This is a genomic window from Thermoanaerobaculia bacterium (genome assembly GCA_018057705.1).
GTDB lineage: Bacteria > Acidobacteriota > Thermoanaerobaculia > Multivoradales > JAGPDF01 > JAGPDF01.
The window spans coordinates 1-10892 of the sequence record JAGPDF010000106.1; the positions used below are offsets into that span (position 1 = coordinate 1).

General features: G+C 68.6%; 11 protein-coding genes and 2 tRNA genes. All 13 read right to left on the reverse strand.

The features are described from left to right. Positions 1-463 (reverse strand): ABC transporter permease subunit (locus tag KBI44_19865; protein MBP9146740.1); only part of this gene is annotated, 463 nt, incomplete at its 3' end. Beyond that, entirely contained in the window at positions 460-1203 is a 744-nt protein-coding gene (locus KBI44_19870; GenBank protein ID MBP9146741.1) for an ABC transporter ATP-binding protein, read from the reverse strand. The genes KBI44_19870 and KBI44_19865, both read right to left, overlap by 4 nt. 98 nt (positions 1204-1301) lie before the next feature. Further along, entirely contained in the window at positions 1302-1577 is a 276-nt protein-coding gene (locus KBI44_19875) for a hypothetical protein (GenBank protein MBP9146742.1), read from the reverse strand. Continuing rightward, the gene (pheT, locus tag KBI44_19880; GenBank protein ID MBP9146743.1) at positions 1574-3661 is read right to left on the reverse strand and encodes a phenylalanine--tRNA ligase subunit beta; all 2088 of its coding nucleotides are present in this window, start codon (positions 3659-3661) and stop codon (positions 1574-1576) included. The genes KBI44_19875 and pheT overlap by 4 nt, the downstream gene beginning before the upstream one ends. Next, positions 3658-4713, reverse strand: coding sequence for a phenylalanine--tRNA ligase subunit alpha (gene pheS / locus KBI44_19885; protein MBP9146744.1), 1056 nt, complete (start codon positions 4711-4713; stop codon positions 3658-3660). The genes pheT and pheS overlap by 4 nt, the downstream gene beginning before the upstream one ends. A 4-nt stretch (positions 4714-4717) precedes the next feature. Next, entirely contained in the window at positions 4718-5113 is a 396-nt protein-coding gene (rplT, locus tag KBI44_19890) for a 50S ribosomal protein L20 (protein ID MBP9146745.1), read from the reverse strand. 136 nt (positions 5114-5249) lie between these two features. Continuing rightward, complete coding sequence (rpmI, locus tag KBI44_19895; GenBank protein ID MBP9146746.1) at positions 5250-5447, reverse strand: 50S ribosomal protein L35; 198 nt, start codon at positions 5445-5447, stop codon at positions 5250-5252. Positions 5448-5461: 14 nt separating this feature from the next. Further along, positions 5462-6160, reverse strand: coding sequence for a translation initiation factor IF-3 (infC, locus tag KBI44_19900; protein ID MBP9146747.1), 699 nt, complete (start codon positions 6158-6160; stop codon positions 5462-5464). 109 nt (positions 6161-6269) lie between these two features. Then, the gene (gene thrS / locus KBI44_19905) at positions 6270-8210 is read right to left on the reverse strand and encodes a threonine--tRNA ligase (protein MBP9146748.1); all 1941 of its coding nucleotides are present in this window, start codon (positions 8208-8210) and stop codon (positions 6270-6272) included. Between the two features lie 52 nt (positions 8211-8262). After that, a tRNA-Val gene (locus tag KBI44_19910) sits at positions 8263-8339 on the reverse strand. Positions 8340-8410: 71 nt separating this feature from the next. Next, positions 8411-8487, reverse strand: a tRNA-Val gene (locus KBI44_19915). 469 nt (positions 8488-8956) lie between these two features. Further along, the gene (locus tag KBI44_19920; GenBank protein MBP9146749.1) at positions 8957-9823 is read right to left on the reverse strand and encodes a hypothetical protein; all 867 of its coding nucleotides are present in this window, start codon (positions 9821-9823) and stop codon (positions 8957-8959) included. A gap of 167 nt (positions 9824-9990) precedes the next feature. After that, positions 9991-10892, reverse strand: a 902-nt coding sequence (locus KBI44_19925) for a class I SAM-dependent rRNA methyltransferase (protein MBP9146750.1), incomplete at its 5' end; no start/stop codon positions are given.

Below are 10892 nucleotides of genomic sequence, written 5' to 3' on the forward strand. Positions count from 1 at the left end.
CGACGGAGAAAAGGGCGAGGAAGCCGCCGAGAACGAGCCCGAAGTAGGCCGCCCAGGAGGCGAGGTGAGAGAGCACGCCGCGGCCGTCGGCGGCCATCGCAGCGAAGACGTCGACCGGCGCGAGGTGCACCAGGGCCGTGGCGGCGAGAATGCCGCACGCCAGATACATGACCACCGAAGAGACGAGCTTCCCCGCCACGATCTCGCGCGGCGAGACCGGCAGCGAGAGGGTGAAAGCGAGTGTCCTGTTCTGGCGCTCGCCGAGGACATTGCTCAACACGAGATGGAAGCAGGTGGCGATGAAGACGTTCGCCGCCAGGGTGAGGCCGAGCGAGCGCGCGGCCCGGTCGTCACTTCCGGCGAGCCCCACGGCGAGAGCGCCCATCGCGACGTAGAGCAGCAGCGGCCAGCGCAGCAGCGAAAGGTCCTTGCGCGCGAGCAGGGCCACCGTGCGCGCGTTCACGCCACCCTCCTGCCGGTGGCGGACGTCGCGTCGAGGAAGACCCGCTCGAGCGGCCCCTCGGCGAGGAGCGTACATGTCGCCGCGCGGCGGACGATGCGTCCGCGGTCGAGGATCACGATCTCCTTCGCGAGCGCCGCCATGTCCTCGGTGAGGTGCGAGGAGAAGACGATCGTCGTTCCGTCCTCTCTGGCGACGCGGCCGAGCTCCTCGCGCAGGTCGTGGCGCATCCGCGGATCGAGGCCGCTCGTCGGCTCGTCGAGAAGCAGCAGCCGCGGTCGCCGCACGAGGGCGAGCAGCAGAAGGAGACGCACCGTCTGGCCGCGCGAGAGCCCTTTCGTCCGCTGTTCGGGCCGGAGACCGAATCGGCGCAGCAGCGTCGTGGCGCGCTCCTCGTCCCACTGCGAGGAGAGCGAGCGGACGAGATCGAGGTTCCAGGCAATCGACTTCCCGCCGTAGGGTGCCATGTCCTCGGAGACATAGGCGACACCCGACTTGATCTCGTGCTCGCGTTCGGGCATCGCGAGGCCCAGCACTTCGACCTCGCCGGCGTCGGGGCGCACCAGACCGAGCAGGATGCGGAGCAGGGTCGACTTCCCGGCGCCGTTCTCGCCCAGCAGGCCGAGCGTCACGCCCGGTGCGAGATCGAGATCGATTGGGCCGAAAGTGAAGCAGGGGTAGCGCTTCTCGACACGGGTGAGCCGGAGCGCAGGGGTCGCACTTGCTGTCGAAGCTGGAACCATTCCGTCCTCCTTCGACTACAGGATCCCCGAAGGAGGAAAAAGTTACGGGAGGTCGGTCTGCGCCGGGCGCGGCGGCGCGCCACGCCGTGCGGGAATCGCTATTGCAGCAGGGATTCGAGGCGGGCGATGAGGGCCTCGAGCCGGCGGCGGATCTCGTCGCGCTCCTTCGTCCACGCCTTCTCGGCGCGGTCGGGCTTCTCGGCTTTCGCTGTCGCAGCGGGACGCGGCGGCGGCGGGGGTGGTGGAGCAAAGTCGCGCAGTGGATTCTGGGCGAGCTCCTGTTCCAGCCGCCGGTTCTCGCGCTGCAGCTCTTCGATCCGCGCGGCGGCCGCGTTCACCCGCGCCTCGAGGTCGGCCATGAAGTCGTGAGTCATCGCCCCTCCTCCGCTCCCGACCGGCGGTCCACCCCGAACCTGCGTTCGAGGTCTCCCGCCAGCGCCTGGTGCCGCTGGTTGACCTCTTCCTGGGTCAGCGAGCGCTCGGGAGCGTTGTAGTGAAACGCGATCGTCGTCGCCACGGCGCCGGCCGGGATCCCCTTGCCCTGGTAGCGATCCTTGAGATGGAAGCGGGCGAGATCCTCGACCCGCGCCTCGCCGATCGCCGCGGCGAGATCGCGCCAGGGGAGGTCGAGCGCATGGGTCAGGGTGAGATCGGCGTCGATCCCGGGAAAACGGGACGGCGGCTCGACCCGGATGCGGTCTCCGTGGAGCGGCAGCCGGTCGAGGAGCAGCTCCGCCGCGAAGAGCGGAAAGGCGCCGTCGAACGCCTGCAGGCGGCCGAACCAGCCGACGGCCTCGCCACCCAGACTCAGAGAGGCGCCGGTCCCCGGCGTGACACCGGGGAGCTCGGCAGGGGCGACCTGCGCGTCCACGCCGAGGTCGGCCAGGAGGGCCTCGATCTCACCTTTGAGTCCCAGCAGATCGCTTTCGGCGCGGCGGTCCCACGGTCCGCCGTCGCTCCCTCCGGTCACCATGGCGAGGGCCTCGACTTCGGGCATCCCGCTGCCCGGGAAGAGGTGCCCCGACTCGAAGAGCCGGACGCTGCGTGCGCCGCGGTTGGCATTGAACTCCGCCGCCGCCGCGAGGTTTGGCACCAGCGAACGCCGCATCACGGCGTAGAGCTCGGACAGCGGGTTGGCGAGCGCGATCGGTTCCCCCTCGCCCACCAGCCGCGGGAAGGCGCTGTCGGCACGGCGCTCGCCGAACGCATAGTGGATCGCCTCGGCGTAGCCCCAGGCGGCCAGGCGGTCGCGCAGGCGGTCGCGGCGGTCGTGCTCGGCGTTCTCGCCGCTGTCGACGCCGCCCAGGGCCGGCAGCGTTGCCGGAATCATGTCGAGACCGGCCTGCCGCCAGACCTCTTCGAAGAGGTCCTGGCGCCAGGCTTCGCGCGCCGGGAGCCGGTCGCCGCGGGGCTCGAAGTCGACCTCGCGCCAGGAGGGCACGGAGCCCTCCCAGATCCGTTCCCCGCGCCTCGCCGGCGCGAATCCGAGGCCGGTGAGAATGCGTTCGATCTCGCTGTCGGCAACCGTGGTGCCACCGAAGCGCTCGAGCTCGGGGCCCGAGAGCCGCCAGGAAACCGGAGCGGGATGCGTCGCGACGACATCGACGCCAGGCCCCTCGACGGTGCCGCCGGCGATCTCCGCGATGAGCGCAGCGCAGCGCCGCGACGCTTCGTCGCAAATTTCGAAATCGGCGCCGCGCTCGAAACGGTGCGAAGCGTCGGTATGCATACCGAGCCGTTTCGCCCCGATCCGGATGCGGCGGCGGTCGAAGTGCGCGCATTCGAGCAGCACATCGCTCGTGCGTTGCGTCACTTCGGTATCGAGACCGCCCATGATGCCGGCGAGTCCGATGGCGCGCGTCCGATCGGCGATGACCAGAATCTCCAGATCGAGCTCGCGTTCTTTGCCGTCGAGCGTCACCACCTTCTCGCCGGCACGCGCGCGGCGCACGTGGAGCTCGCCGCCGGGAACGGTGGCGAGATCGTAGGCGTGCATCGGCTGGCCGCACTCCCAGAGACAGAAGTTCGTGGCATCGACGACGTTGTTGATCGGCCGCGAGCCGATCGCCTCGAGCCGGCGCACCAGCCAGTCCGGCGACGGTCCGATCTTTACTCCGCGGATCACGCGCGCGACGAAGCGCGGGCAGCCCTCGGAGTCGTCGAGCTGCACCGACGCTCGCGGACCGTTCGGCGAGAGGCTTTCGGTAAACGAAAAAACCGGCTGTCGGAGCGTCGTGCCGCGTTTCACCGCGATCTCACGCGCCAGGCCGAGATGATTCATGCAGTCGGGGCGATTGCTGGTGACTTCGACATCGAGGACGGCATCGCCGTCGAGGAGCTCATGCCCTTCGAGGCTCAGTCCGACCGAGGTCAGATCGTTCGCCAGCTGTTCCACGGCTGCCGGCGAGACCGCCGGCAGCTCCACGTACTCGCCGAGCCAGGCGTAGGAGAACTTCATCCGCGCACCTGGCGCAGCAGGCGCTCGTCGCTCTCGAAGAGCGAGCGGATGTTGGGGATGCCGTACTTGTTCATCGCCACGCGGTCGAGGCCGAGGCCGAAGGCGAAACCGGAGTAGCGGTCGGGATCGATGCCGCAGTTGGCGAGGACCCGCGGGTCGACCATGCCGGCACCGAGGATCTCCATCCAGCCGGTCGAGGAGCAGGTCGCGCAACCCTTGCCTTTGCAGATCTGGCAGGTGATGTCGACCTCGCACGACGGCTCGGTGAACGGGAAGTAGCTCGGGCGGAGGCGCACCCGGGTGTCGGGAGCGAAAAGGCGGGTGATGAACGCCTCGAGCGTCCCCTTGAGGTCGCCCATCGTGATTCCCTCCGCAACGCACAGACCCTCGACCTGATGGAACATCGGCGAGTGCCGGAGGTCGTTGTCGTTGCGATAGACGCGGCCCGGACAGATGACCCGGATGGGGGGCTTGCGTGCCAGCATGGTGCGAATCTGCACTGGCGAAGTGTGCGTGCGCAGGAGCCGCCCGTCCTCGACGAACAGGGTGTCCTGGGCATCGCGGGCCGGATGGTCATCGGGAAAATTGAGCAACGCGAAGTTGTAGCGATCGTCCTCGATCTCCGGACCCTCGGCGACGCTGTATCCCAGAGCCCTGAAGACCGCCTCGATCTCGCGCGAAACCAGCGTGACCGGGTGGAGCGACCCGGTCGCCGGCCGCCGCCCGGGCAGGGTGACATCGACGCGCGTCGCGCGCAGGCGAGCCTCTTCTTCGAGACGCGTGAGATCGGCGTCGCGCGCCGCGAGCGCCGCCTCGATGCGCAGCCGCAGGGCGTTGAAGGCGGCGCCGAAGGCACGCTTGTCGGGCGCCTTCGGCACGAGTGCCTGCAACTCCTTCAGGCGGCCGCTGCGCGCGCCGATCCAGGCCACGCGCAGGGCGTCCCACGCCGCGCGATCCCCCGCCTGGGAGATCGCGGCCTCGGCCTCCGCCGCCAGTCGTTCCAGCTCTTCCGGGGTCGGGACCGGCTCGTTCGTCGCCCCCGGCCCGCTCATGCCGTCAGGCCTTGGCAGGAGCCGGGGAGGCCTGGGGAGCCTGGGAAAGCGCCTGCTTGGCGAGATCGACCAGACCGGCGAAAGCCTTCGGATCCGCGGACGCCGCGAGCTGCGCCAGGACCTTGCGGTCGAGCTCGCATCCGGCAGCCTTCAGGCCCGAGATGAAGTGGTTGTAGGAGAGGCCGTACTGGTGCACGGCGGCGTTGATCCGGACGATCCAGAGCGAGCGGAACTGCCGCTTCTTCTGGCGCCGGTCGCGGGTGGCGAACTTGCCGGCCCGGTCGACCGCCTGCATGGCCATGCGGTAGGCATTGGACTTCGTGCCGTAGAAACCGCTGGAGAGCTTCAGGACCTTCTTGCGCTTGTGGGCGCGCTTGGCACCGCGTTTGACGCGAGGCATCGTTTCCAACCCCGTTTCTCGCCCGGATTCATGGAATCAGGCGGGTAAGGCCGCGAATCCCACGCCCAGATGAGGGGGGCTCGCGGCTTCCGTCGGCCGGGACGGGTCTTTCCCGGCGCGAAGGAAGATGAGACTTCTACGAAATCATTGCGGCGATGGTCTTGCCGAGCGCGCCGCCCTGCACCACTTCGCGCGACAAACGGCGCTTGCGGGTGCGGGACTTCTTGGTGAGAATGTGGCGCTTTCCGGACTGCCCGCGCATCAATTTTCCGTTGGCGGTGAGCTTGAAGCGCTTGGCAGCGCCTCGGTGCGTCTTCTTCTTCTGGGTAGCCACGTCCGACCTCGTTTCTACTGTGGTTTGGCGACGACCGCGGCGACCTCGGGCGTTTCCGGAGCTGCCGGCGCGGGTTCCGTCACCTTCTTGGTACTGGCTGCGGCGGCTGCGGTACCTGCTGCCGCTGCCGGCGCGGGTCTTGTCGCCTTCTTCGCGACGGCCGCTCCCGATACCGGTGCAGCTTCCGTCGTCTTCTTCACACTCTTCTTGCCGGGACCGAAAATCATGTGCATCCGGTTGCCGGCCATCTCCGCGCTACCCTCGGCGGAACCCTGCTCGCCCAGGTCGGCGGTGAATCGCCGCAGGAGCTTCAGGCCCAGCTCCGGCTTCGACATCTCGCGGCCGCGGAACTGCACGGTCGCCTTGACCTTGTCACCCTCGTCGAGGAACCGCACGGCGTTCCTCAGCTTCACGGTGTAGTCGTGGTCGTCGATGTTCGGGCGGAACTTGACCTCTTTGACCTGAATCGTCTTCTGCTTCTTCTTCGAGTCGTGGGTCTTCTTCTTCTGCTGGTAGAGAAACTTCCCGAAGTCCATGATCCGGCAGACGGGCGGGCGGGCCTCCGGAGCTACTTCGACCAGGTCCAGAAACTGTTCCTTGGCCATGCGCAGCGCCTGCTCGGTCGCGATGATCCCGACCTGCGTCCCATCACCGTCAATCAGCCGGACTTCGCGAACCCGGATCCCTTCGTTGGTGCGTGCGGTCTTGTCGATGCGCTGCTCACCCCCTCAAGAGCGCCGGGCCGACGCAATCTCATCCGCGGACGGAACATCCGGCCGCGGAGCGTCGCCCTTACCAGCAGAACTGCCGGAGTTTATCCGATCAGGAGGCTCCCGGCAAAGCCGCCTCCCGGCGGGTCGACTGGGCGACCAGCCGCGACACGAGCTCGGCGACGGGAATGGCGCCCAGATCCTCACCCGAGCGCAGGCGCACGGCGACGCTCCCCTGCTCGGCCTCCTTGGCGCCGACGACCAGCATGTACGGCACCTTCTCGAGCTGCCCGAGGCGGACCTTGTAGCCGAGCTTCTCGTTGGATTCGTCGAGCTCGACCCGCAGCCCCGCCGCGAGGAGCTCTGCCGCCACCCCGCGCGAGTATTCGAGGGTCTTCTCGGAAACCGGCAGCACCTTCACCTGCACCGGCGCCAGCCAGAGCGGGAAGGCGCCGGCGGTGTGCTCGATGAGGATTCCGAGGAAGCGCTCGAGCGAGCCCAGCATGGCGCGGTGGATCATCACCGGACGCGGGAAGGTGCCGTCGGCGGCGACATATTCGAGGTCGAACGCCCTGGGCAGCTGGTAGTCGAGCTGGATCGTCCCGAGCTGCCACCAGCGACCGAGGGCGTCCTTCAGCTGGAAGTCGATCTTCGGACCGTAGAACGCGCCGTCACCGGCGTTCACGACGTAGCCGTCCGGACCGAGATTCGCCTCGAGCGCCCCCTTGAGGGCGGCCTCTGCCTGCTCCCAGAGCTCGTCGCTGCCGATCGATTTCTCCGGCCGGGTCGAGAAGTTGACGTTGATCTCCTCGAACCCGAACGTCCGGTAGACCGAGAAGTACATTTCGATGAGCGCCCGGACCTCGGCGCCGATCTGCTCCTCGGTGCAGAAGATGTGGCCGTCGTCCTGCGCGAACGAGCGCACCCGGGTCAGCCCCGAGGTCACGCCGCTGCGTTCGTAACGATGCAGGCGTCCGAAGTCGGCGTAGCGGATGGGCAGGTCCCGATACGAACGCTTGCGTGTGCCGAAGATCATGCAGTGCGTCGGACAGTTCATCGGCTTGACGGCGAACTGGCGCTCGTCGACCTCGGTGAAGAACATGTTCTCGCGATAGTTCGCGTAGTGCCCGGAGGTCTTCCAGAGCTCGACGTCGAGGATCTGCGGCGTCACCACCTCGCCATAGCCACGCGTCGCGTAGAGCTCTCGCACGTAGTCGATGAGGCCGTTGTAGACGGTGGCGCCCTTGGGATGGAAGAACGGCGAGGCCGGAGCGAGCGGCGAGAAGCTGAAGAGGTCGAGCTCGACGCCGAGCCGCCGGTGGTCGCGGGCGCGCGCCTCTTCGAACGACTTCTCGTACGCCTCGAGCTCCTTCTTCGAGGTGAACGCGGTGCCGTAGATGCGCTGCAGCTTCTCGTTCGCCTCGTCGCCCTTGAAGTAGACGCCGGAGGATTCGAGGAGCTTCACTGCGCCGATCTGCCCGGCGCGCTGCAGATGCGGTCCGCGGCAGAGGTCGAGGAAGCGGCCGTGGCGATAGAGCGTGATGGTGTCGCCCGCGGGAATGTCCTCGAGGCGCAGGAGCTTCAACTCGTTGCCGCGCTCGCGGAAGATCTCGAACGCCTCTTCGCGCGACACCTCGACGCGCTCGAACGGTGCATCCTCGGCGACGATCTCGCGCATCTTCGCTTCGATCGCTGCGATGTCGTCGGGGGTGAAGGCGCGCTCGAAGCGGAAGTCGTACTGGAACTTCTCGCTGTGATCCTTGCGGCCGGCGTCGTAGAGCGCCTCGGGCCAGAGCCGGGTCACGGCGTCGGCCAGGACGTGCTCGGCCGAATGGCGCACGAACTCGCCGGCCTCGGGACTCCGGGTGGTGAAGAGCTTGAACGGGCCACCTTCGCGGAGCGGTTCGCGCAGGTCGATGCGGCGGCCGGCGAGCTCCGCGCCGACGGCATCCTGCGCGAGCCGGGGTCCGATGGTCAGGGCGACATCGAGCGCGGTCGAGCCGGCGGGCACCGTGCGCTCGGAGCCGTCGGGGAGAGTCAGTACGATGGACATGGAATCCTGTGTCGGCTACCGGCTGCGATACCTGGGGGAAATCGAGGACCTGTGGTAGGCGCTCCCGGACTCGAACCGGGGACCTCTACCGTGTGAAGGTAGCGCTCTAACCAGCTGAGCTAAGCGCCCGCAAATTTCTACTGCTCGCCGGAACCCTCCGGCCCATCGAGACCACTGCCTTCAGCTGCGGGGGAGAAATTTGGTAGGCCCGAGTGGGCTCGAACCACCGACCTCAACGATGTCAACGTTGCGCTCTAACCAACTGAGCTACGGGCCTCCAGCACTCCCACCGCTATGCAACTCCTGCAGCTCTGACCAAGCCGCTGCAGCCCAGAAACTTAGCAAGCGGCGCGCGGGGCTGTCAACCGGCGGCCGGTAGCGACGCATGCCGATCTCTCCCGAGTGCGCCGGCGATCGGCGGCGTTGGCGTGGAATCCCCGGTGCTCGGTCGGGACCCCAGTCGATCAGATTTTCTTTCTGGAGGGTGGGGCCCCCCGCCACTTCGCGCCGGGGATTCCACGCCAACGCCACCGCCCGCCTGTCGTAGTGCGCGAGGCCTCTCCCCCACCCGCCACCAGCGAGAGGCTGGCGCCAGGGAGCTCGAAAGGATCCCGGCGCGCAGTGGCGGGGGGCCCCGCCGACAGGCGGAAAATCCGATACCCGGGGTCCCGACCGAGCACCGGGATCCTTTCGAGATCCCTGGCGACGGCCGGCGAACTGGCGAACTGGCGAACTGGCGACAGACTCTACGAAACCGCGACGGCGCGCTCGAGCGCGGCGAAGTGCTCCAAGTGCTGTTCGACGACGCGCTCGAGGGTCGATTTCTCGCCGGCGGCGCGCAGCAGGTCGAGGGCCTTTTTCCACTGCGAGCCACCGCAGGCCTCGCGGGCGCGCTGGAGGGTCGCCTCGATCGCGGTGCGGTCCGCGGTGCAATAGAACGGGTAGTCCTCGCCCAGGAGCTCCACCGCCGCGGCGTCGCGCATGGTCACCAAAACCGCGCCGCAGGCGGCGGCGTTCGCCACCTCGCCGCCCGGCTCGTAGAGCTCGGCCGGACCGGGGACCCGCAGCGAAAGGTGGCAGTTGAACTGTCCGGCGTGGCGCAGCGGATGACTGTCGATGAACGCCACGCCGCGGAGCTTGCCGAAGTGGGCACCAGCAGCGGCCGCCCCGAAACAGGCGACGCGGAACTCGCCCGCCGCGACGCTGTGCGGCACGAGCCCCGGCTCCGGCTCGTCGTAGATCACCCGGCTCGTCCAGCGCGGCCGGTCGAGATCCTTCTGCTGGCGCTGATTGCGAAAGATGGCGCCGTCGACGAGGCGCGCGGCACCGGGAAACCGTGGAGCAGCGGGGAGCCCGCGCACGTCCACCAGCGTCCGGTTGCCGGCCAGCCGGGCGCGCAGGAGAGGACCGGCTCCGACGCTGCCGGCGAAGACAACAATCCCGTTCCGCGCGCCCCGCAACTCGCTCGCCGGCAGGACGCGCGCCGTCCGCCCGCGGCCGGAGAGGGCTTCCGCGAGCGCCGCGAGCCGGGGCGGCGCCTCTCCCGCGGCGCCGTCGTAGACGAAGGCCACCGGGCGCAACGGTCCCTGCGTCTGCGGCGCCGGCGCTGGCATGGCAGGTACCCGAGTCACCAGGACCGGTGCGGCCAGCGGAGCGAGTGGAGCGAGCGGATCCAGTGAGGGCGATGGCGCCTCGGGAGTCACCGGAGCCTCAGGAGTCAATGGATCCAGAAGAGCCGGCGGAGGTGGTGAAGCCGGCAGGCGTGGCGCCTTGCGCGCGCTCACGCGAGCGGTCCCCGCACGACACCGAGCCAGCCCTTGAGGTACTCGCCCTGAGGGTGGAAGACCGAGACCGGGTGATCGACCGCGGCAGCGAGCGGAGCGAGGAGGGCGAGGTCCACCCGCGCCTCGACCGCGGCGGCGAAGAGGATCTGGCGGAAGAGCTTGCCGTCGATCGCGCCGCTGCAACTGAAGGTGAGCAACAGGCCGCCCGGTGCGAGCCGGCCGAGCGCCAGCCGATTGAGGTCCTTGTAGGCGCGCGCCGCCTTGTCGAGATGCGTGCGGCGCTTGGCGAGCGGCGGCGGATCGCAAACCACCAGGTCGTACTGTTCCCGGCGTTCGGCGCGACGGCGCAGGTCCTCGAAGACATCGGCGGTGACGAACTCGGTGCGACCGGGGTCGAGGTGGTTCTCGATCACCAGCCGCTTGCCGAGCGTGTGCAGGCGCCCCGCCGACTCGACCGCGGTCACCGTTCGGGCGCGGCCGCGAAGCGCGTAGAGCGAAAACGCGCCGCTGTGCGAAAAGAGGTCGAGCACGCGGCGATCGCGCGCCAAGCCCTCGACCAGCCGCCGGTTGTCGCGCTGGTCGCAGTAGAAGCCGGTCTTCTGACCGCCCTCGAGCTCGGCAACGAACTTCAGTCCGCTCTCCTCGAAAGGCGCCTCGCGCGGCAGGACGCCGGCGATCGTCTCCGCCACGAGTGGCAGACCTTCTTCGCGACGGGCGGCGATATCACCGAGGTGCAGAATGGGAGATCCCGGAAAGAATGTCCCCAGAGCTTCGTACGCCGGACCGCGCAGCTTCTCGAGGCCGGCCGAGGTGATCTGGCTGACCAGGACCGAACCGAAACGGTCGACGGTCCAGCCCGGCAGTCCGTCGCCCTCCGCGTTGAGCAGCCGGTAGCCGG